Here is a 23,158-nt window from a genome sequence, read left to right as displayed (position 1 = left end):
AATTATTAAATTTGCTTATCTTTTTGAAATAACATTGTTGTTAAATATCGTTCCACTTCATCAAATTATTTTGATAAATCATTAATTTATTAATAATTTGTCAATTGATTATGATTCGCATTGTTTAAAATATTTATTAATTATTTCAATTGGTTATATAATATGTTTTAATACAGAACATAATCTCATTCACAATGATCCTGCAATATAGGTACAATTATCTCAAGGGGTTCAATCATGACAAATATATGGATGCATATTGGTATTGGTTCTTTTCAGCGTGCCCATCAGGCATGGTATCTTCATCGTTTGTTACAGGAAAATACCAGGGAAAAATGGATTGTGGCGGCTGGGGGGATACGCAAGGATACGGCTCCGTTGTTGGACGCCCTGTCAAAACAGGATGGTCAGTATATATTGGAAACCGTCACCCCAAAAGGTGAACGGGATTATGAAAAAATCACATCTATTCAAAAAATCCTGCCCTATGATGATAAAATGCAAGGCCTTGTTGAACAGGGGATCAGGCCTGAAACAAAAATTATTGCTTTTACCGTTACAGAAGGTGGATATTACCTGGATACCAATCATCAGCTTGATAAGAGCAGCAGGGATATCCAGTCTGAACTCAAGGGTGAAATCTGCACGATTTATGGTGCCTTAAAGGCAATTCTAAAGGAAAGAATTAGAAAGGGTGGCCAACCTGTCACCCTGTTAAGTTGTGATAATTTACGTCACAATGGGGAACGTTTCAGAAACGGGTTTATCGAATTTCTGAAACTGTCTCGGGAAGACCAGTTGCTGGAATGGGTAAGGAAAAACACTTCCTCTCCAAATACTATGGTGGATCGTATCACCCCCCGTCCCTCAGCCGATTTACCGGAACGGGTATATGGGGCCACGCATTTCAGGGATGCCGCCCCCGTTATGGCAGAATCATTCATTCAATGGGTTATCGAGGATCATTTTATCGATGGTCGCCCCGAACTTGAAAAAGTCGGGGTTGAAATGGTAAAATCGGTTGATCCATGGGAAGAGGCAAAAATTCGTATCCTGAATTCAAGTCACAGTTGTGTCGCTTGGGCGGGAACCTTGGCAGGGCTCTCCTTTATTCATGAGGATGTGGCCAATGCTGAGATCAGGAAAATGGCATGGAATTATGTTACAGAGGACGTTATCCCTTGTCTGACACCAAGTCCCCTTGATTTGGCCAGATACAGGGATGTTGTATTGGATCGTTTTAGTAATCCGTATATAAAAGATACGAATCAACGCGTGGCTGCAGACAGTTTTTCCAAAATCCCGGGGTTTATTACACCCACCTTAACCGAATGTTACGATCGGGGTAAAACACCTGATGCAACTGCCGTTTTACCGGCATTATTTTTTGTTTTCCTGGAAAATTATGTAAAGGATCTAATTCCCTATCAATATCAGGATGGTATTATGGATCAGCAAGCTGTTCACGAAATGTTCAAGGCAGGGGACCCCGTTGCGGAATATGCGGGAGACAAAATGCTGTTCGGGAAATTGGCAGGCAAACCAGAATTTGTAAAATTATTACACAACAAAATTAATTATTTGAGAGATTGGCAGAAAAAAGTTAATAATTAGTTATGAAACCCTTAACCAGCATTAAAGTCTGTTGAGTGTCAATTACATTAGAATTGAGGGTTATTTTAATGAATTTAATTTTGTGAAGTTGATAATTTTATGAAAATTGGTATTGCAATAACTACATTTAACCGGATTGAATATTTAATAGAACAAATACGCCTGATCCAAAAGTTTTCCTTGAATGAATATGAACTGATTGTATGTGACGATGGTTCAACAGATGAAACGGTTGATGTTTTAAACAGGGAAAAAATAAATTACATTACGGGAAAAAACAAGGGTATCGCTTGGAACAAAAACAGGGGGATTTACTACTTGGCCAACTATACGCAAGCCGATATGTTTATTTTACTGGATGATGATATTTTCCCAACGATGTATGGCTGGGATGTGGAATGGGCAAAGGCAGCCCAAATTCATGGACATGTCACCTTTGTCGTTCCTGAATGGAAGGACAAATTGCTTTATGGTGATTGTAATGCGCAGAATCCGGGCATATCCCCACTAATTGCGGGTTCATGTATCACGGTCAGCAGGGAGGTTTTTCCCCTGGTTGGTTATATGGATAACCGTTTTGGGCGTTATGGACATGAACATACGGATTATTCAACAAGATATGTTAAATCTGGATTTGGGGGAATTATCAGGGAAGATAATTCCATCGTTTATGCGGTTATGGATAGTGGATTAAAATTGATGCCCATTTCCTCAACAGGTTCCCCAGAAGAAGCAAGAAATAATGAAAAAACGCTAAATGACCTAAAAGAGGAGCCGCTTTTCCGGTATCCTTGGTTTTCACGAAATCAAAAACAGGAATTCCTGAATGATTTAAAAGATAAAAGTCAAATAGTTCATTTAAAAGAATGGGACATTATTCGTGAATTTGATCAGAATTTTTATCTGGAAACCTATCCGGATGTAAAAGCGGCAGGTATTAACCCTGTTCAGCATTATATTCTTTATGGATGTAAAGAAAATCGGAAAATTAAACCAGAATAATGAAACGTATTTATTATCTTCTATTGGAATTTTAAAAGTTAATAATTAATTAATAAATGAGGTGCTTATAAAGTAAATAAATTTTTTTTATTTGTTAAATTTTTTATTTGCTTAATCGACGAATAATCTAGATTGGGTGACTATGAAAAAAAAACAAGATTTATTAATCAGTATTGATGGTGGAGCCACTAAATCCATCATACAAATTTTTACAGCTGATGGAAAATTTTTATTAGAAAATAAAGGGGGGCCAGCGAATATTGCGAGTAACACGCAAGAAAGCTGGTTTTCTATTAAAGAAACTCTGGATAACAGTTTAAAACAATTGGATATTACACCAGAGGATGTTAATTTATATGGAGGTGCTGGTCTGGCCGGTGCAGAGGTTCCTGTTGCCCGTGAAAATTTTAGGAAATTATGCACAGGTTTTGAAAAATTTATTTTTGAAACAGATGCTCATACATCATGTCTAGGTGCACATAAAGGTAAAAATGGCGCGGTAATTGCCATTGGAACAGGGACAGTGGCCTATGCCATTTTCAATGATAAACATAAAAAATTAAGCGGCTGGGGTTTTCCTCAGGATGATCAAGGAGGTGGAGCCTGGCTGGGATTGCAATTGATATCTGACATGTTGCAACGTATAGAGGGACGTAAGCCAGAAACCGATTTAAGCAGAAAATTATATAACCATTTAAAGCGGCAGGGAGAGGATCCAATGTTGTGGGCAGTAAGAGCGCAACCACAAAAATTTGGTTCTTTGGTTCCATGGCTGATTGAGCAAGCGGAAACAGGATGTTCTGACGCAAGTTTATTCTTGGATAAAGCAGCGGAAATTATATCTGATTTGGCTTTGGCATTACTAAAAGATGAATATGCGGATCTTCCTTTGTGTTTATTAGGGGGACTGGCGAATATTTTCTTATCTCGATTATCTCCAAAAGTGCGTGAACATATTATTCCTGCTCAAGGTCAATCTTTAGATGGTGCCTATTATCTGGCGCTTCAAGCATATAAAAATAAGGAAGTACATTAATGGAAGTTATTATTCGCCCAGATGCAGAGAAAACAGCACAGTTGGCGGCAACTTTTATTGCCCAGAAAATCAAAGAAAAACAAAAGATTGTTTTAGGACTGGCAACGGGTCGAACCATGGAACGGATTTATGCAATTTTGGTCCAGATGCATAAAAATGAAGGGCTGGACTTTTCCGGATGTCATTCTTTCAATCTAGATGAATATATTGGATTGTCTGCAGAAGACCTCAATTCTTATCGTAGCTATATGGATTATCATTTATTCAGGCATGTAAATATTGATTTGAAAAATACACATATTCCAAACGGTATGGCACAGGATGTGCATTCTGAAGGTAAACGCTATGAAGAAGAAATTCGTAAAGTGGGCGGAATAGATCTTCAATTATTAGGTATTGGTGAAACCGGTCATATTGGTTTTAATGAACCCTTGTCCGCGTTAATGTCACGAACCAGGGATAAAAGCTTAACCCCTCATACACGTCGACAAAATGCAGAAATGTTTGGAGGAGATCCGGAAAAGGTTCCCAGCCGTGCAATGACCATGGGTGTTGGCACGATTTTGGAAGCGCGGTCAATCCTATTGGTTGCCTTAGGAGAAAGCAAAGCATCAATTCTGGCAAAGGCAGTTGAGGGACCTATCACTTCGATGATTAGTGCGTCTGCACTACAGCTTCATTCTGCATGTAGGATTCTGGTTGATGAAGCGGCAGCCTCTCAATTGTCAGGTCGCCAATATTATGATTGGGTTTTCCAAAACGAACCTGAATATGCCCAATATCGTTAAAAATAACAGTTCAAGGCGTGGATAAAAGGAAAATATATGTCTAATCAGATATCGCCTAATGTTCCTCAGAATACGACAAAACCTCTTATTATTGTAGGTGTTCTTTTTTTTGTTATTGGATTTTTTACTTGGATTAATAGCCCTCTAATCCCTTTTGTAAAAGTTGCTTTTTCGCTTGATGATTTCAATGCTTTTTTTGTTTTATCTGCTTTTTACATATCCTTTTTTGTTTTTTCACTTCCCGCCTCATGGGTGTTAAAAAAGACAGGCATGAAAAATGGCTTGTGTATTGCATTAATTGTCATGGCAATAGGTGCATTAATTTTTGGCCAGTTTATAAAATCTCATTGGTATATTGGGGTTTTAATAGGTTTATTTATTATTGGGGTTGGATTGTCGTGTCTACAAACCGCTGTAAATCCTTATGTTAGTATTTTGGGGCCTATTGAAAAAGGTGCCCAAAGACAGGCAATAATGGGTATTTGCAATAAGGGTGCTGGTATTCTTGCCCCTGTAATCTTTGGAATGTTTGTTACAAATATCAGTGGCATCCAGGAACGTATTGATGCCGCCAGATCCATTAGTGAGAAAACGCAAATTGTATCTGTTTTTGCTGATAAAGTTTATTATCCATATATGGGAATGGCATTGATTTTGCTTTTGGTTGCTTTTGGAATTTATCGTTCGACTTTACCAGAAATCAACAATGAAGATGATGGCCAGCAAAAAGGAAATAGTGGAGGAATTCCTACCTCTCCTCGTTTATGGTTTGGTGTTTTGTGTATCTTTACCTATGTAGGTATGGAAGTTTTGGCTGGAAGTGCCATCGGTACTTATGGATCAGATTTTCATATTTCTCTCGATATTACCAAGTTTTTTTCTTCTTTTACCCTTTCTGCAATGTTGGCCGGTTATTTTGCAGGAATTATTATTACCCCTAAAATTCTTTCTCAAGAAAGTTATCTGGTTGTATCCAATGTTTTAGGCATTATTTTTGCTATTGGTGCATGGTTGACCACCGGATATATTTCAATTACTTTTATCGCTCTATTGGGATTTGCCAATTCAATGATGTGGCCCGCTATTTTTCCAATTGCCATACGTGGTTTGGGTGAACGAACAGCTAGTGGTGCAGCTTTAATGGTAATGGGGATTTGTGGAGGTGCTGTTATTCCGCAAATTTACAGTTATTATACGAAATTTATTGATTTTCAAACGGTTTTTGCAAGTATAGCCATTATTTGTTACACGATTATGGGTTTATATGGCATTTATGGTTATTTTGACCTGAAAAGAAGCAAAGCATCTCGACCTGTCATTATTAATGAGGGTGCATAGGGATGACCAATTTACAAGGACGTATTGTATTACGTGATCGGGTTGTTACAGGTAATATATCTTTTGGTGAGATAATTTCTGATATAGAGGCTGGAAATTTATCCAATAAAGATCCACAATACTATATTCTGCCGGGTTTTATTGATGGTCATGTTCATGGTGGAGATGGCGCGGATACAATGGATGGTGCGGAAGCAATTGAAAAGCTTTCAAGATTTCATATGCATCATGGCACGACAACCATTCTACCAACAACCATAACACGGCCATGGAAAGAAATTCTTGATTCACTTCGGGCAGTTAAAGAGGTGCGACAAAAGGGATTGGCGGATCTTCCCGATATTCGAGGTGCCCATTTGGAAGGTCCTTTTATCAGTAGCAAAAAACTGGGTGCCCAGCCTCCATTTAATATCATGCCAAAGGCAGAAGTGCTTCAGGAAATGATAGACTTGGATATTGTCAGAGTCATTACCATTGCCCCTGAAGTTGAATATATTGAACAGGCTGTTCCTTTATTAACCAAGGCTGGAATTCGTGTCAGTTTGGGACATACGGCATGCAGCTATAGCCAAGCCCAACATGCTTTGCAAATAACTTATACACATCATGGTGTTGTAGGGGGAACCCATTTATTTAATGCAATGGGTGGGATTGAAGGACGCGCTCCAGGCCTTGCTGGGGCCATATTAGATGATGATAAGGCATACGCTGAGATGATTTTTGATACCCATCATGTTCATCCTGTCAATTTTCGATTGGCACATCGTCAAAAACCAGATCATTTGCTGTTTGTGACAGATGCGATGCGTGGAGCTGGAATGCCTGAGGGTGAAAGTGAATTGGGTGGACAGAAAGTGATCATTAAAAATGGTTGTGTGATGGGAATGAATGGACATCTTGCAGGAAGTGTCCTAACGCTTGATCAAGCCTTTCGTAACGCTTTGGTTCATGGGGCAACACTACCGGAAGCGACACGTTTGGTAAGTACAAATGCAGCCCAATATCAGGGATTGACTGATCGTGGTGAGATCACACTTGGAAAAAGGGCAGATTTTGTTGTGATGAATGCCAATATGCAGGTTGAACAGGTTTGGATTGCAGGCAAAAGAAGAGTCTAGCTATAAATTGGGTTTAAATTCTGATATGGAGCCTAACCTTGTTTGAGGTTAGGTTTTTTTATTTGATATTTGATGAGAGAATGGAGGTAAATAATTTGTTCTGAAATTATCTGAAACATAGTATTATAAAATAGTAAATACATTCAAAAGGGGTAAAACTTGAATAAATATTTTGTTAATATTGGAATATTATTATCGGTTTTTACCCTGTCCAATTGCCAGGCGGCCAATAAAAGTAATCATAAAACCTCATTTTCCTCCAAAAAAATAGGGATGCCCAATCCTGCCTCTGTTTATTGTCTAGAGTTGAAGGGAAAGCTGATCAAAAGACAAAATGATCTTGGAGAATATAATGATTGTCTTTTACCTGGTGGACAGGTTATTGAGGAATGGACATTATTTCGCAGAGACCATTCCGTTAAGAATTAGGAAACCAATGGTATTTATGAAACATTCTTGATTAATATCGATTCCATTATCTTGAATATTTGAAAGTTTATAGAATGATTTATGTACGTAAGGCAAATGCAAGAGGGCATGCCAACCATGGCTGGCTTGAAACCTATCACAGTTTTTCGTTTGCAAATTACTATGATCCGGATTTTATGGGGTTTTCAGATTTAAGGGTAATTAATGAAGATCGTGTACAGGTGGGTAAAGGGTTTGGTCAGCACCCACACAAGAATATGGAAATTCTTTCCTATGTATTGGAAGGAACCATTGAACATCAAGATAGTATGGGTTTTAGGGAACGGGTAAAAGCCGGCGAGTTTCAGATCATGAGTGCCGGTACCGGAATTCATCATTCAGAATATAATCCCTCTGATCAGGAAACGTTACATTTTTATCAGATATGGATTAAACCAAATGAAACAAATATTAAGCCACGGTATGAAACAAGATATTTTCCTGAGGTTGAGGGTAGACAACTCATTTTATCATCAGACGCACGTGAAAATTCCCTAAAGATTTACCAAGACATGAATCTTTGGCGTTGGCGATTTAAGGCACAAGAAGATCATGAATATACAATTTTAAAAAGATACGGAAATGTATGGATTCAAGTTGTTACTGGTGAATTGAGAGTAAATGGACAATTGATTCAAACAAGTGATGGCGTTGCTGTTTTTGATGAGGAAAATATTCAGATCACAACAGTTAAAGCTGCTGAAATATTGCTTTTTGAATTATTGTAAATGTTTGTAACCCATTAAAACAAATCCAAAAAAAGGATTTGCTTTTTTATCTAAGTGTGTAATGTTACCTTTTCAGAAATACTATCCGGTTTAAACCCAAGAATTTTACCAAAAAAAGCCAGCTCCAGCTCAAGAACTTTTTTTACGGTTGCCTCTTGTTTAAATCCATGTCCTTCTTCTTTAAATGTATAATATGCATGGGGAATATGGTTGTTTTTTAAAACTTTAATAATATTTTCTGCCTGTGATGGAGGGACCACCATATCTTTAAGGCCTTGAAAAAGAATAAGGGGACATGCAATTTGATGAATATGGGTCAAAGGGGAGCGTTCATGATAAAGCTCTTTTTCTTCTGGATAAGATCCGATAAGACCATTTAAATAGTTGGATTCAAATTTATGTGTTTCCTCAGCCAGGGCTGTTAAATCCCCCACACCATATAAACATGATCCTGCAGCAAAAATCTTGGACTTGACTAGGGCTGATAATACGGTAAAGCCTCCTGCGCTACTGCCTTTTATGACGATTTTTTTTGGGTCAACCTTTTGTTGCTTGATCAGATAGTTACAGGCATCAATACAATCCTGGACATCCAGGATTCCCCATTTTTTTTGTAATGCATTCCGGTAGGTTTTTCCAAAACCCGTAGATCCTCGATAATTAACATCAACAACCGCGAAACCTCGACTGGTCCAGAATTGTATCTTTGGATTGTAACTGTTAACAGTTTGACCTGTTGGTCCACCATGAGCAATGACCATCAAGGGAGGTAATTCATTTTTATTTGGTTGAAAATACCGATTGGTTGGTAGATAGAAAAAACCATAAGCATGTTGATGGTCATGTGTTGGGAAACATATAGTATGTCCAAGGGAAATGTCTTCCTTGTGTATATGAACTAGACTTGATATTTGAATAACCTGTCTATTGTGATGATTATCCTGGTAAATGATTTCCGTTGGTCGGGAAGTTGAGCAATTTATCCAGGCAAATTCATTATTTTTTATGGGAACAGGACAATATTCAGGTTGATCTAGGGAGATTTTTTTGATTTTATTATGACTTATGACAAATGTTTCAGGAAATCCCTGATGAATAGCCTGGACAACAAAATTATTATTTGAAGCCGGATACCAGTTTTTTTGGCCAAAAATCCAATGTGGTTTACCAATTTCGGCATTCATCTGGGTAATGGCTCTTAAGTTATCAGCTTCGTCAGTGTGTAAATTTACATGGTAAAGATTCCACCAATTTTCACGGTCACTGCAAACATAGAGCTGATTATTTTCTGTCCAGCCTGGTTCAATCAGAGATTCAATTTGTTTATTACCAGCCAAGATCCTTTTATTTTTAATCGCTTTATCCTTAATATCAAAATCTGCACAACATAAATACGTTGATTCCCATGGCATGAAAGGATGATACCATTCAATCCAGGCGAGCTTCGCTTGATCCTTTGATAATGTTGGTGTGCTATAAAAATCAGCCTTTTCATCCAGTGTTATCATTATATTTGGATTATCCAATGAAAATAGAACAAGACTGTTTTTAACATTATTTGTTGAATGATCTTCACAAACACAGAAAACATGTTTATCAATCAAGTTAAAGCTGGCAAAACGCAAGGCTTTGTCCTGATACAGACAAGTAGCCTGCCGATCTTGTGAAACAGTCCAAATCCCACCTGTATAAAGATCGCTAAAAACAATACTGTTTTTATGAACTCTATAGGATCCTCCACCATATTCATGTACCTTATTTCCAACAGAAAATGATGGTGTGGTTATATCTTTTATACCCTTGTTTTTATTCCATTGGACAAGAACGGTTCTATTTTGTTCCTGTGGACGTCTTTCAAGCCAATATATGTTTTCCTCATCTATTTGTAATTCGGAAAAAATAACGTTCTTCCCTGCAACAGTTTCCGTTGTGAAAGGGGAGGGCCAACTTCCACAAGGGCCATTTTTTTTGAACATATTCATAACAAACTCGATAAAAATTAAATCTTTCTTAATTGGTTAGAATCGGTCATAAAGATAGTAAGATTTTTAGAAATGAAACAATATGGATTTTAAACACTGTTAGATTATATTTTACAATTTGTTCATCATTATGAATCCCATGCCTATTATATTGTTGGTCTTATCATTATGTTGGAAAGTATGGGATTAATCCTACCAGCTGAAAGCTTGCTGATTACCATATCCATTTACTGTGCCTCTCATTACAGTAGCCTCAATATTAATTATATTGCCTTATTCGCGATTGTCGGTGCGATTATGGGGGATAATTTTGGATATCTTATTGGTCGTATTGTTGGATATCCAGTATTGAAAAAATATGGTCCTAAATTCAAATTGACCCCAGATCGTCTATTATTAGGACAATATTTGTTTAAGCATCATGGGGGTAAAGCTGTTTTTTTTGGACGTTTTGTTGCCATTTTAAGGTTTTTTACGGCTTTATTGGCGGGTGCAACACATATGCATTGGAAGGATTTTTTAATCTATAACGCTTTGGGGGGTATGTGTTGGGCAGGTACCTTTACATATACCGCATATTTCCTGGGTCAGGAATTTCTTAGACTAAAAGGGACTATAGGCCTTGTTATAGGGATTATCTTTGTTGTAGTTGCTGTTCTGGTGTTTATATTTTTACGTAATAACGAGCATAGGCTTGTCAAACGTGCAGAACAGGAACTAAAAGTTGATAATAATAAAAAATCATGATTTTTCAAATATCCAGAAAATTGGTGATCTTCCAGCCTTGTAGGCTTTTTGTTCGTAACGGGTTGATGGCCAGTTTTCAGGACGTTTGTTCGTTTGCATGATTTTCTTGAAATAGGGTTGATTCTCCATGGTTTCTTCAACCCATGCCTGATAGGTTGGATCATCACTTGCAATATGCCATTGTCCTTTTGGGGTTAGAATACGATGAAGCAAAGGCAGACGTTCTGGATGGACAAATCGTCTTTTTGCATGTCTCGTTTTTGGCCAAGGGTCAGGAAAAAGCAGAAAAACCTTTTCAATTGAATTTTCCGGTAATGCACGGATCAAGATACGTGCATCTTCATTCCATATCCGAAGCATATTTGGAACAGTTGCTTCTGTTTCCTTAACATCTTCCTGAACAAGATTGGATAATAGGGAACAAATTCCGTTTTCGAATACCTCACATGCAATATAACCAATATCAGAATGTATTTGGTGCTGGGCAAGACTGTGCTCACCTCCCCCAAACCCAATTTCCAGCCATAGTGCCCTGGGCTGACTTTCAAAAGCCTCAAAGGGGTGTTTGATATTTCTGGTTGGGAATTTGATTCGGGGAAGATAGTCTGAAAGAAGCCGTTTTTGTCTGTCGCGTAAAGGATGACCACGACGACGTCCGTACAAACGGTCTTTGGGTAGGGATGAATCTGTTTTGGAAAAAGGCTCTTGAGCACTTTCTCCACAAGAGCCTTTTTGAATTATGGTCATATACTTAAGTTTTAACGATTAAAAGCATTTCGCAAAGCATCAACAAGATCAGTTTTTTCCCATGTAAAATCATCTTTTACCGGGTCTGGATGGCGTCCAAAATGACCGTAGGCTGAAGTTTGTTTGTATATGGGACGATTTAATCGTAAATGTTTACGGATACCTCTTGGAGAAAGATCCATTAATTCACGTAAAACTTTTTCAAGTTTTGCTTCATCAATGTCTTTGCCTGTTCCATGTAAATCAACATAAACAGAGAGAGGATGGGAAACTCCAATCGCATATGAAATTTGCAGGGTACAAAGATCTGCAAGACCGGAAGCTACAATATTTTTGGCAAGATAACGACAGGCATATGCTGCTGAGCGATCAACTTTGGTTGGATCCTTACCCGAGAAAGCTCCACCACCATGAGGGGCAGCCCCACCATAAGTATCGACGATGATTTTACGACCTGTCAGGCCACAATCGCCATCAGGACCTCCAATAACAAAAATTCCTGTAGGATTGACATAAAATTCTTTGTCAGGACACATCCAGCCTTCTGGCAATGTATTCGTAATCAGTTCTTTTAAAACGTCACGAATGTTTTCCTGTGGCATGGATTCCTCATGTTGGGTTGATAAAACAACAGAGGTTGCGCCAACAGGTTTACCGTGAACATAACGCAAGGTTACCTGACTTTTTGCGTCCGGAAGAAATCCTTTACCCTTATGATCACTTGATTTACGTAGGTCATTGAGATTTTTTAGGATCTTATGAGCATAATAAATTGGGGCAGGCATTAAGGTTTCGGTTTCAGACGTTGCAAAACCGAACATGATTCCCTGATCGCCAGCGCCTTCATCTTTACTTTCATTACTGTCAACCCCGACTGCGATATGGGGAGACTGTGCATGTAACAGGTTTAATATATTTGCGGTTTTCCAAGAAAAACCGTCCTGGTCGTATCCAATTTCACGTATGGTTTCACGGGCTTTTTCATTGAGCATTTCTTTGGTAATGCTTTTCGGGCCACGCAGTTCTCCAGCCAAAATTACCTGATTGGTTGTAACAAGAGTCTCACAAGCTACGCGCGCTTCTGGATCTGCGGCAAGGTAGGTATCCAAAATGGTGTCGCTGATACGATCGGCAACTTTATCTGGATGACCTTCTGATACCGATTCCGAAGCGAACAGAAAATCGCTATTGTTTCGCATAATTTTTCTGCTATCTCACTAATAAATAAAAAAACACAAGTATTGTAAACAGACCCTTTTGTGGTCTATCCGTCAAGTATTAATTTAAAAAAAATTATTATTTGACCGGATCCAGTCCCAAAACATGGTTCATGTCATATAAACCTGCGGGTTTATTGATACACCAAAAAGCTGATCGAACGGCACCTTTTGCAAAAATGCGACGATCAAAAGCTTTATGTGTAAGAACAATTTCCTCGACATCGGAGAGAAATATGGCACTATGTTCACCAACAATTTGCCCACCCCTTAAGGAAGAAAATCCGATGGCATCTTTTTTCCGCGCCCCTGTAAATCCTTTTCTGCCAATTTCTGCAACAGATCCTAAATCCACCTTTCTTGCTTTTGCAATGGATTCCCCGATTGCCAGGGCTGTTCCAGATGGAGCGTCAACTTTTTGACGATGGTGTGTTTCCACAATTTCAGCATCATACTGATCGGCAGGCAAAGCTTTCGCCAGTTCAAAAGCCAGTCGGGTTATCAAGGTTACACCAGGTGAAAAATTAGCCGCCTGAACAATGGGAATGGTTTTTGCGGTTTCTTTGATAAGTTTTTGGACGGATTCAGATATGCCTGTTGTTCCTAAAATCCATGCTGTTTTACTATTATTTAATGCTTTTGCATGTGTTTCCGTTGTTGTAGCATTTGTAAAATCGATAATTACATCACTTTTTTCGACCAGACTTGCAATGTCAGAGAAGATTTGAACAGAATCTGGTATATCATGAATGTCTTTTGAAAGTGATGTACCTCCAGATAAAACAGCATTATCTCTAGAGGTAATTTCTTCCATTAAAAGACGTCCAACACGTCCGGTTATGCCAGCAATACCAATACGTAAAACAGATGTATTCATTCTAAACACTTTCATTTATCAAAGAATAGATTAATCAGGATTTTCCTTCAAAGAAATCTTTGACTTTCTTAAAAAAACTTGTTGTTTCCGGATTTCCCTCATTTTCTTTATTTTGTGCTTCTGCCTCGAATTCTTCAAGCAGCTCTTTCTGGCGTTTTGTCAAATGTTGAGGAATCTCGACTTTGACTTCAATATACATATCACCACGTGATGAAGAGCGTAGAACAGAAAAACCCTTACCCCGTAAACGGAATTGTTTACCTGTTTGGGTACCGGCAGGAATTTTCACTTTTGATCTGCCACCATCTATGATAGGTACTTCAAGTTCTGTTCCCAAAGCAGCCTGCGTGATTCGAATGGGGATACGACAGAATATATTTGCCCCTTCTCTATGAAATAGATCATGGGGTAAAACAGAAACATATACGTATAAATCCCCAGGTGGATTTCCATTGCTGCCGGCCTCCCCTTCCCCCGAAATCCTTATACGGGTTCCATCTTCAATTCCAGAAGGTATATCGATTTCCAACTCTTTATCTTGATTTTCAAGCCCGGTACCATGACATTTTTTACATGGGTTACTGATGACCTGGCCTGTTCCATGACAGGTATTACAAGGGCGTTCTACCAGAAAAAATCCCTGTTGAGCACGGATTTTTCCAGAACCATGACAGGTCGGACAGGTTTTATTTCCATTGGTTTTGTCTGTTGATCCTGATCCATCACAGCTTTGGCAAGGTTTTTTTGTTTTATATTTTACCTTTTTCTTAATGCCTGTAAAAGCTTCAGTTAACTGGATTTCGGTTTGAATTTGGATATCAGCACCAGAACGTTTGCGACTGTTACCGCCACGGTTCATACCCATCATATCGCCGAACATGTCAAAGATATCGCTGAAGCCACCAGCTCCAAAACCACCGCCGAAACCATTACCGGCCCCGCCATTTTGAAAAGCATCGTGACCAAAACGGTCATAAGCGGCTTTTTTCTGTTCATCTTTTAGAACATCATAGGCCTCATTGATTTCTTTAAATTTGGCTTCCGCCTCCTGATCGCCAGGATTACGATCAGGATGGTATTGCATTGCTTTCTTGCGATAGGCTTTTTTAATTTCTTCGCTACTTGACGTGCGACTAATCTCTAGAATTTCATAATAATCTCGTTTAGACATTGATGTCCTCAAATTATCTTCAAATAGATATCGTAACAAAAAGCAGCCCGCCTTTGTTGAAAGGACGGGCTTGACTTCTTACGACATATCAAATTGGTTAATATATCTTATTTAATAGGCATTGACCCATTAGCTAGATTTTTTGTCATTATGATTGACATCTTCAAAATCAGCATCAACAATGTCTTCTTCTGGTTTTGCAGAGGAACCTGCTTGATCTGCAGTTTCTGCTCCAGCAGCCCCTGCGGCTGCATTTGCATCATTGGTTGCTTTGTAAATGGTTTCACCGATTTTCATCAAAAGCTGGGAAAGTTTTTCAGTTGATGATTTTAGGGCTTCCAAATCATCACCTTCTTTTTTGCTTTTAACATCGGCTACGGCAGCTTCAATATCTGATTTTGTTGAGGCATCAATCTTGTCACCATGCTCTTGCAGGTTTTTCTCTACCTGGGCGACCATCATATCTGCCTGATTTCTGCTTTCAACCATTTCTTTCTTCTGCTTGTCTGCCTCAGCATTCGCTTCAGCATCTTTAACCATTTTTTCGATATCGGCATCTGACAGACCACCAGAAGCCTGAATACGAATTTGCTGCTCTTTACCGGTTGCTTTATCCTTGGCGGATACAGAAACGATACCGTTTGCATCAATATCGAATGTTACTTCAATTTGTGGAACTCCACGTGGTGCAGGTGCGATTCCTGTCAGGTCAAAGTTGCCAAGCAACTTGTTGTCTGCCGCCATTTCACGTTCACCTTGGTAAACCTTGATGGTAACAGCACTTTGGTTGTCTTCTGCTGTAGAGAACGTTTGGCTTTTCTTTGTAGGAATGGTTGTGTTTCTATCGATTAAACGTGTGAAAACACCCCCGAGTGTTTCAATTCCAAGGGATAAAGGAGTAACGTCAAGCAACAGTACGTCTTTAACATCCCCCTTAAGAACAGCACCTTGAATGGCAGCACCAATTGCAACGACTTCATCAGGGTTAACGTTACGGGCGGGTTCCTTGCCGAAGAAGCTTTTGACGACCTCGATGACTTTTGGCATACGGGTCATTCCACCTACCAAAATAACTTCATCAATATTATTTGCTGATAATCCGGCATCCTTGATCGCTGCCTTACAAGGTTCTAGGGTTTTGGTGATTAGATCATCAACCAAGCTTTCTAGTTTTGCACGGCTTAGTTTAATGACCAAGTGTTTTGGACCGGAAGCATCAGCGGTTATAAATGGAAGGTTAATTTCCGTTTCTTTTGAAGAGGAAAGTTCGATTTTTGCTTTTTCAGCTGCCTCTTTCAAACGTTGTAAGGCAAGTTTATCACTGCGAAGGTCAATTCCTTGTTCTTTTTTGAATTCATCAGCCAAGAAATCAATGATTCGAGCATCAAAATCCTCACCACCAAGGAAAGTATCACCGTTGGTTGATTTAACTTCAATTACACCATCAGATATTTCTAGAACAGAAATATCAAAAGTACCACCACCCAGGTCATATACAGCAATGGTGCCGCTATTTTTCTTTTCCAAACCGTAGGCCAGCGCGGCGGCTGTTGGTTCGTTGATAATACGAAGAACATCAAGTCCAGCAATTTTACCGGCATCCTTGGTTGCCTGACGTTGCGCGTCATTAAAATAAGCTGGAACAGTAATGACAGCCTGTGTTACTTTTTCGCCCAGATATGCTTCTGCTGTTTCTTTCATTTTACCTAAAATGAATGCAGAAATTTGTGAAGGGGCGTATTTTTTATCTCTGGCTTCAACCCATGCATCGCCATTTTCACCTTTGACAATAGAATAGGGAACCAACCCCTTGTCACGGCTTACAGTCGGATCGTCAAACCGACGACCAATTAACCGTTTTACGGCGTAAAATGTATTTGTTGGATTAGTGACAGCCTGTCTTTTTGCTGACTGACCAACAAGCATTTCATTGTTTTCAGTGAAAGCAACCATCGAAGGGGTAGTACGGGCCCCCTCACTATTTTCTATTACTTTGGTTTCATTACCTTCACGGATAGCAACACAGGAGTTTGTTGTACCAAGGTCAATACCAATAACTTTACTCATTAATTCATCTCCTAATAGCAACTTTCACAAGACCCGAAGCGCCTTCTAAAAGTCCTTTTTTAAAAATCATGGTCATTAAACATTAACCCCCAATAATGGCGAGGTTACAGTTATGACTTGTTACCATTATATAAGTTTCTTTAGTGAAATCTTCAAGAAACGTTTTTGAACAGCTCCATTATACACATTTAATTAATGGAAGTCAGCTAATTAATTTAGTTATTTAATATCTGCATTATGTGTTTTCAGGAGATTTGGCCACGACAACCATGGCTGGTTTTAACAGACGGTCGTTTAGGGTCCATGTTGGTGTCCAGCTTTGAATAATGGTTCCCTGAGGGTGTTCATCAGATGGTTGTTCTGCCATAGCTTGATGTTTATTTGCATCAAATGGACTGCCTGTCGGATCTTCGCATTTGATACCATTTTTTTCCAGAATTTTTAAAAATGAACGTTCAGTACTTTCAAAACCTTCACGCATTTTTGTAATCATGGGATCTTCATTCTCAGCTGGTTTTGGCAAGCTATCGATGCCGCGACGCAGGTTTTCGGCTGTCTCTACGATGTCACGAGCAAATTTCTGTACAGTATACAGGCGTGTATCTTCAAGCTCTTTTTTATGGCGATTGCGCAGATTCTGATTTTCAGCTTCTGAACGCATCCACTGATCTTTCATAGTTTGCAGTTCATTTTTCAACTTGTCAACTTCACTATTCTGGCTGGAAGAGGAATCTGAAGGTTCCGTGCCGTTTTCCTCTTGTGGGAAAATAGTTTCATGACCCCGTGAATCTTGTTCCTGATCAGGAACAGAGCTATTTTCTGGATTGGCGTGTAAATTTTCTTCTTTTGTCATAATAACCAAATTTGTTTTATTCTGTTAAAAAGATTGTAAAAGATATTAGGTAGTAAGATCGGTATCCTTACAAAATTTAAGACAGATCTATTTTAATAAACTTTTTGAAAGTTACAAGAAATACGAATGAAATATAGCAAATAAGATATAGAAATTAACCTTTGGAATTAATTTTATAATTTATATTCTATTTAACTTTATTTTAGCATATTTATATAAGATTTTGATTTATTTTTAATGGATTGGTGGAGTGTAACAGGTGGAAGCAGGGAAACATGTCATAGCACTGGTTGATGATGACCGTAATATTTTAACCTCTGTTTTTATGATGTTGGAAGCTGACGGTTTTATTGTTCAGACTTATACGGATGGTGAAAGTGCGTTGCAAGGTCTTTTATCACGTCCTGTTGATCTGGTGGTTTTGGATATTAAGATGCCTCGGATGGATGGAATAGAATTGTTGCAGAGACTGCGTAACCGTTCCCAAATGCCCGTGATAATATTATCTTCCAAGGATGAGGAAATTGACCAGTTAATGGGGTTGCGCCTTGGGGCAGATGATTATATCACTAAACCTTTTTCCCAGCGTCTTCTTCTGGAGCGTATCCGTGCTTTGTTAAGGCGTCATGAGGTTAATAAGGCTGAAAATGATGGTGGGATCAATAACGGTATGGTTGTTCGTGGTGCTTTAACCTTGGATGATATGCGCCATCAATGTCGTTGGCATGACCAGGATATTCAATTGACAGTAACTGAATTTTTATTAACCAAAGCATTGGCAACACGGCCCGGCCTCGTAAAATCAAGGGATCAGTTGATTGATGCTGCCTATGGTGAAAATATTTATGTTGATGATAGAACAATAGATAGTCATATTAAACGTATCCGCAAGAAATTTCGTCAGATTGATCCTGAATTTAATAAAATAGAAACGTTGTATGGCATTGGATATCGTTACAAAGAAGATTAGAAAAGTATATAAACTCTTTGGTTTTTTTTATCGTCATTACCCTTTGGAGGATAGAAGATTCAGGAAACTTTTTTTCTCTCCTCTGATGAAGAGGATATTATTGGTTAATACGCTTCCTCTTGTGGTTTTGGTTGTTACACTTCTTTATTTGAATCAATTTCAGAATAGCCTGTTGGAAACAGAAATCAATGTTTTACGGGAGCAGGCAAAAATTTATGCTGGAGCACTTAGCCAAAGCGCAATCAAGAAGATCAAGGATGATGTTTTTTTTCGATCCTTGGATTTTTATGCTCTGGTGCCAGAACAGCGGAATAATCAATCTTTATCTGTTGAATTGGCCAGACCTCTTTTGTTAAGCCTAACAAACCCCAGTCCACGTGTACGTGCACGTGTTTATGCCGTTAATGGGAAACTGGTTATTGACAGTCAAAATGAAAGAAAAAAAATATATAGATCTCATAAAGATAATCGACTTGATAATTCGATTTTTTCTAATACAGAACAAGATACACAGAAAAAAATAACCGTATTTGGTGAGAGTAATAAAAATAAATATTTAAATTATGACGGCTTTTTAGAACAGATTTATGATCATCTTTTAAGTTGGCTTCCCTATACGAATGCAAGAAGAATTGAGTTTCTTGAAATGGGTGCCGATCCAGATAGTGTACCTTATGATAATCAGACATTTAAGCTGCATGAATTATCAAATAATTATGAAGCTCCCCCTTATATTCGTAGAACAGTTGATTATCGTCTGTTGATTACCGTATCTGAACCTATCATCCATCAGAACCAGCTTGTAGGTATTATTGAACTGACAAGAGAGGCACAGGATATCGATCAGGCGCTATTTTCTGTGCGTGCATCAATTTTGATTCTATTTTTAGTTGCCTTGGCAATAACGGTCCTATTATCTTGGTATTTGTCTTTGACTATTGCAAAACCTTTACTGAGTTTGGCTAATTCCGCTTACAGGATTCATAAATCTACGGGACGAAACAGAATGGTTCCTGATTCCCTTTTGATCCGAAAAGATGTTATCGGTGATCTGGCAAGGGCAATTCAGGATAGTGCAAGAGAGTTATGGGCCAAGATGGATGCAATTGAGCGTTTTGCGGCTGATGTCAGTCATGAGCTAAAAAATCCTTTGTCTTCCATTCGTTCTGCAATTGAATTGTTGCCAAGAATAAAAGACGATAAACATCGTCAACAGTTATTATTTATCATTACCGATGATGTTAAACGTTTGGATCGTTTAATAACGGATATTGCCAATTCAAGTCGTATTGAATCTGAAATGTCAAGGGTGGCTCCAAAAGCTGTTGCTGTAGCACCTATTTTTCGTTTGCTTGCTGATATCAATGCAGCCACACAGAAAGAAGATGATCCTTATATTGTCGTGGATCTGAAAAATGACGATACTAAATATCCGCTTTCTGTTTTGGCAATTGAAGATAGACTGGTACAGGTTTTAAGGAATTTAATTGGAAACGCATCTTCTTTTTCTCCATCAAAGGGAAGAATTATTTTGTCGGCTGTTGCAGTCAAAGATAACGTGGAGATCATGGTCAGTGATGAGGGGCCGGGGATTCCTGAAAACAAATTAAACAATATCTTTGAACGGTTCTATACAGAGCGACCTCAAGGAGAAAATTTTGGCCAACATTCAGGTCTTGGATTATCAATTTGTCGGCAAATTGTGGTTGCCTTGAAAGGGTCAATTCGTGCCTATAACCGGTATGATGATGCAGGAAAAGTTATTGGCGCCTCTTTTGTGGTTTCTTTACCAAGGGCAAAATAACTGATAGGATTTTGTTTTAAATTTAAAAATTTAATCAAACAAAAACCGATTCGCTCAAAGAATTTTCGAATATTTAATTACAATTAAAGATATATTACAAATATATATTTGTAATATAATATGTAAAAAAAATACTTATTAAAATAATGATTATCCTAATTTGTTAAGCTTTATCAGGAACTAATTAATTTTTTTTGCGAAAGATTACATATTTATTTGTTGTTATTTGGTCACATTATGTATTGTTTAAGTATATATTGTTAGAAACTGGTTGCCTGATCAATGGTTATGATCTTAATAAAAAAGAACATTTAACTATTTAATTTGATCATTTCATCTTTACTTTGATCAGTAAGGTTTCACCACAATGAAAAAATCATTAAGTCGTATTCTTACCTGTGCATTTTTGTTTACGCCAGTCGCAGGCTATGCACAACAACATTATGCTTCTCCTAATCTGACTCCTGCTGCCAATCCGGCATTGGCTCCAGCTTCAAATACAACTGCCCCAGCAACGGCAATTCCTATGAGAAGAGAAGAAATCTGGGCTTCTGGCTGGAGTGGAAAAATCCAGTACCGTGAAGTTCCAATGTATGCTCCACCTAAAAAACCAAAACCTCATTGTGGATTATTTAAAACATGTCCTGGTGTAACCAGAATTGGTTTGGGTAAAGGTGATTTTATCATCAGATTAAGTGCATTGGGTGTTATCACGAATAATACAAGTTCTAAAACATCCGTTGGAGGGCATGTCAATGCAACCAACCAGGTTATGCCTGAATTAAGTTTTGATTATTTTGTCACGGATAATTTGTCATTTGAATTAATTGCGGCAAGTACACGTCATGAAATCAAGGCTCAGGGTGTCCCGGGTCTTGGTAAGGTGGATGTGGGCAGTGGATGGATTTTACCTCCTACCTTGACAGCACAATGGCATTTCCGTCCTCATAAGGCCTTTAATCCTTATGTAGGTGTTGGCTTGACAGTAGCTTTCTGGCATAATATTTCTCCTGCAGGGGGTATTGTCAAAAAAGTGGGGTTGGAAACAGCAGTTGGTCCATCTTTCAATTTCGGGTTTGATTATCAGATTGTTGGAAACTGGTTCTATAATGCTGACGTAAAACAGATTCTTTTACAACAACGTGCCCACATTAATGACAGTCCCAACAGAATTGATGCTCGTACTTCTTTGAATCCAACCGTTGTAAGTATGGGTATTGGATATCGCTTTTAATTCATTGCGGAGATTGGCATGAAACCCGAAGTTTCCTTTGACCGTCTTGCGCGGTATGAAGGAAACGTGCCGCGTTATACAAGTTACCCAACAGCTGTACAGTTTGAAAAACGTGTTGGGTTTAATGAGTATAAACATTGGTTGCAGGCTTTTCCTGAAGAAGAGCCTGTTTCTTTGTATATCCATGTTCCTTTTTGTGATGAGTTGTGTAAATTTTGTGCCTGTAACACACAAGTCGTTCATCAAGTTAATGTGCGGGTTGCTTATGGTAATCTTCTATGTGATGAATTGAAACGATTGGCAACCCTTTTAAAATCGCGTCGTAAAGTAAGTTTTGTTCATTTTGGTGGTGGTACTCCTACAACATTACCGATTGAAGCGATGAAAAAGGTGATGTCAACAATACGATCTTTATTTTATGTTCAGCAAGATGCCGATATTTCGATAGAATTAGATCCAAGACATATCTCCGAGGATTATCTTGTATTATTACCCTCTGTTGGGTTTACACGGGTTAGCCTTGGAGTTCAGGATATTGCTCCTGAAGTGCAAAAGGCTTGCGGTCGAATCCAGAGTTTTGAAATGATTTCTGATTGTATTGATCGTGTCAGGCAGAAAAATATAAAATCGGTTAATTGTGATTTGATTTTTGGTCTGCCCAATCAAACAGCTGCCAGTGTTCGAGAAACGATAGAAGCTATTGTGACGTTAAGGCCTGATCGTTTGGCTGTTTTTGGTTATGCACATGTCCCATGGAAATTTAAACGCCAAACTTTGTTGGAGGGGGAAATCTTACCCAATCCGGCTGAACGTTTTGAGCAGAGACAGATTATTGATGAAGTTTTAAAAAAAGCGGGTTATCGAGTTATCGGATTTGATCATTATGCTTTGCCTCATGATTCCATGAGTAAGGCAATGGAAAAAGGCGCACTTCATCGCAACTTCCAGGGATATACCGTAGACCAAGCCAAAGCACTGTTAGGGGTTGGTGCTTCATCAATTTCAATTTTACCGCAAGGTATTTTTCAAAATCAGCCATCTTCCTATGGCTATCAAAAGGCAATGCAGCAGTCCGATATCTTGCCCGTTGTAAGGGGGGTACAGCGTAGTACAGCAGATTTGTTCCGTTGGGAAATAATTGAGCGGTTAATGTGTGACTTACATGTTGATTTAAAGAAAATGATTGGTCAATATAAACAAGATCCGTCTTTATTAGGTGAGTTTCTTACAAAGCTACGCAGTTTTGAAGAGGATGGTCTGGTTATTATTCGTAATAATGAAATTACAGTGACAGAAGAAGGTCGTCCCTTTTTACGAAATATTGCCGTGGTTTTTGATGCTTATTACCGTGCAGCTCCCCATCGCCATGCGCAGGCGATTTAGGTGAAAGAAAAATT

The 23,158-nt window shown here is 38.5% G+C and carries 20 protein-coding genes; 13 read left to right on the top strand and 7 right to left on the bottom strand.

Annotation, left to right across the window (positions count from 1 at the left end; all coding sequences use genetic code 11):
• The first annotated feature begins 237 nt into the window (after positions 1 to 237).
• The 8 genes from dalD to D9V35_RS09015 all read left to right on the top strand — a co-directional run bounded on the left by dalD (position 238) and on the right by D9V35_RS09015 (position 8,092).
• The gene (gene dalD / locus D9V35_RS09050) at positions 238 to 1,614 is read left to right on the top strand and encodes a D-arabinitol 4-dehydrogenase (RefSeq protein WP_162988620.1); all 1,377 of its coding nucleotides are present in this window, start codon (positions 238 to 240) and stop codon (positions 1,612 to 1,614) included.
• Positions 1,615 to 1,713: 99 nt separating this feature from the next.
• A complete protein-coding gene (locus D9V35_RS09045) occupies positions 1,714 to 2,616 on the top strand; it encodes a glycosyltransferase family 2 protein (protein ID WP_122124208.1) in 903 nt (300 codons plus the stop codon).
• 142 nt (positions 2,617 to 2,758) lie between these two features.
• Complete coding sequence (locus D9V35_RS09040) at positions 2,759 to 3,652, top strand: BadF/BadG/BcrA/BcrD ATPase family protein (RefSeq protein WP_122124207.1); 894 nt, start codon at positions 2,759 to 2,761, stop codon at positions 3,650 to 3,652.
• Positions 3,652 to 4,440: a glucosamine-6-phosphate deaminase gene (nagB, locus tag D9V35_RS09035; protein WP_122124206.1), complete on the top strand. Its 789-nt coding sequence runs from the start codon at positions 3,652 to 3,654 to the stop codon at positions 4,438 to 4,440. The genes D9V35_RS09040 and nagB overlap by 1 nt, the downstream gene beginning before the upstream one ends.
• A 36-nt stretch (positions 4,441 to 4,476) precedes the next feature.
• Positions 4,477 to 5,778 carry a sugar MFS transporter gene (locus D9V35_RS09030; RefSeq protein ID WP_122124205.1) on the top strand — a complete coding sequence of 434 codons (1,302 nt, stop codon included), beginning with the start codon at positions 4,477 to 4,479 and terminating at the stop codon, positions 5,776 to 5,778.
• 2 nt (positions 5,779 to 5,780) lie between these two features.
• Complete coding sequence (gene nagA, locus D9V35_RS09025) at positions 5,781 to 6,896, top strand: N-acetylglucosamine-6-phosphate deacetylase (protein WP_122124204.1); 1,116 nt, start codon at positions 5,781 to 5,783, stop codon at positions 6,894 to 6,896.
• A 159-nt stretch (positions 6,897 to 7,055) separates the two neighbouring features.
• Positions 7,056 to 7,325, top strand: a complete 270-nt coding sequence (locus D9V35_RS09435) for a putative hemolysin (protein ID WP_197037451.1) — start codon at positions 7,056 to 7,058, stop codon at positions 7,323 to 7,325.
• A 74-nt stretch (positions 7,326 to 7,399) separates the two neighbouring features.
• A complete protein-coding gene (locus tag D9V35_RS09015; protein ID WP_122124203.1) occupies positions 7,400 to 8,092 on the top strand; it encodes a pirin family protein in 693 nt (230 codons plus the stop codon).
• Between the two features lie 50 nt (positions 8,093 to 8,142).
• On the opposite strand, the gene D9V35_RS09010 is transcribed toward D9V35_RS09015, so the two are convergent.
• Entirely contained in the window at positions 8,143 to 10,074 is a 1,932-nt protein-coding gene (locus tag D9V35_RS09010) for an alpha/beta hydrolase family protein (protein ID WP_122124202.1), read from the bottom strand.
• Between the two features lie 168 nt (positions 10,075 to 10,242).
• Between D9V35_RS09010 and D9V35_RS09005 the strand changes: the two genes are divergently transcribed.
• Entirely contained in the window at positions 10,243 to 10,821 is a 579-nt protein-coding gene (locus D9V35_RS09005) for a DedA family protein (RefSeq protein ID WP_205910301.1), read from the top strand.
• Here the strand turns inward: D9V35_RS09005 and trmB are convergent.
• The 6 genes from trmB to D9V35_RS08975 all read right to left on the bottom strand — a co-directional run bounded on the left by trmB (position 10,816) and on the right by D9V35_RS08975 (position 17,753).
• Positions 10,816 to 11,568 (bottom strand): tRNA (guanine(46)-N(7))-methyltransferase TrmB, encoded by a 753-nt coding sequence (gene trmB, locus D9V35_RS09000; protein ID WP_122124200.1) that lies wholly within the window; start codon positions 11,566 to 11,568, stop codon positions 10,816 to 10,818. The two genes, D9V35_RS09005 and trmB, sit on opposite strands and share 6 nt — an antisense overlap.
• Before the next feature lie 11 nt (positions 11,569 to 11,579).
• A complete protein-coding gene (metK, locus tag D9V35_RS08995) occupies positions 11,580 to 12,767 on the bottom strand; it encodes a methionine adenosyltransferase (protein WP_122124199.1) in 1,188 nt (395 codons plus the stop codon).
• A 97-nt stretch (positions 12,768 to 12,864) separates the two neighbouring features.
• Positions 12,865 to 13,662, bottom strand: coding sequence for a 4-hydroxy-tetrahydrodipicolinate reductase (dapB, locus tag D9V35_RS08990; protein ID WP_122124198.1), 798 nt, complete (start codon positions 13,660 to 13,662; stop codon positions 12,865 to 12,867).
• Positions 13,663 to 13,696: 34 nt separating this feature from the next.
• On the bottom strand, positions 13,697 to 14,833 hold the full coding sequence (gene dnaJ / locus D9V35_RS08985; RefSeq protein WP_122124197.1) for a molecular chaperone DnaJ: 1,137 nt from the start codon (positions 14,831 to 14,833) through the stop codon (positions 13,697 to 13,699).
• Positions 14,834 to 14,962: 129 nt separating this feature from the next.
• Positions 14,963 to 16,900: a molecular chaperone DnaK gene (dnaK, locus tag D9V35_RS08980; RefSeq protein ID WP_122124196.1), complete on the bottom strand. Its 1,938-nt coding sequence runs from the start codon at positions 16,898 to 16,900 to the stop codon at positions 14,963 to 14,965.
• A 235-nt stretch (positions 16,901 to 17,135) separates the two neighbouring features.
• Positions 17,136 to 17,753, bottom strand: a complete 618-nt coding sequence (locus D9V35_RS08975; RefSeq protein ID WP_122124195.1) for a nucleotide exchange factor GrpE — start codon at positions 17,751 to 17,753, stop codon at positions 17,136 to 17,138.
• A gap of 325 nt (positions 17,754 to 18,078) precedes the next feature.
• Here D9V35_RS08975 and D9V35_RS08970 point away from each other — a divergent pair, with 325 nt between their 5' ends.
• The 4 genes from D9V35_RS08970 (at position 18,079) to hemN (ending at position 23,144) form a co-directional block, all read left to right on the top strand.
• On the top strand, positions 18,079 to 18,723 hold the full coding sequence (locus D9V35_RS08970) for a response regulator transcription factor (RefSeq protein ID WP_240993417.1): 645 nt from the start codon (positions 18,079 to 18,081) through the stop codon (positions 18,721 to 18,723).
• A 100-nt stretch (positions 18,724 to 18,823) separates the two neighbouring features.
• On the top strand, positions 18,824 to 20,527 hold the full coding sequence (locus tag D9V35_RS08965) for an ATP-binding protein (RefSeq protein WP_240993373.1): 1,704 nt from the start codon (positions 18,824 to 18,826) through the stop codon (positions 20,525 to 20,527).
• 367 nt (positions 20,528 to 20,894) lie between these two features.
• The gene (locus D9V35_RS08960) at positions 20,895 to 21,761 is read left to right on the top strand and encodes an OmpW/AlkL family protein (protein WP_122124192.1); all 867 of its coding nucleotides are present in this window, start codon (positions 20,895 to 20,897) and stop codon (positions 21,759 to 21,761) included.
• Between the two features lie 18 nt (positions 21,762 to 21,779).
• Positions 21,780 to 23,144: an oxygen-independent coproporphyrinogen III oxidase gene (gene hemN / locus D9V35_RS08955; RefSeq protein WP_122124191.1), complete on the top strand. Its 1,365-nt coding sequence runs from the start codon at positions 21,780 to 21,782 to the stop codon at positions 23,142 to 23,144.
• Positions 23,145 to 23,158: the final 14 nt, after the last annotated feature.

It is taken from the genome of Commensalibacter melissae (genome assembly GCF_003691365.1).
Taxonomy (GTDB): domain Bacteria; phylum Pseudomonadota; class Alphaproteobacteria; order Acetobacterales; family Acetobacteraceae; genus Commensalibacter; species Commensalibacter melissae.
This window is presented reverse-complemented; position numbering and strand designations above follow the sequence as displayed.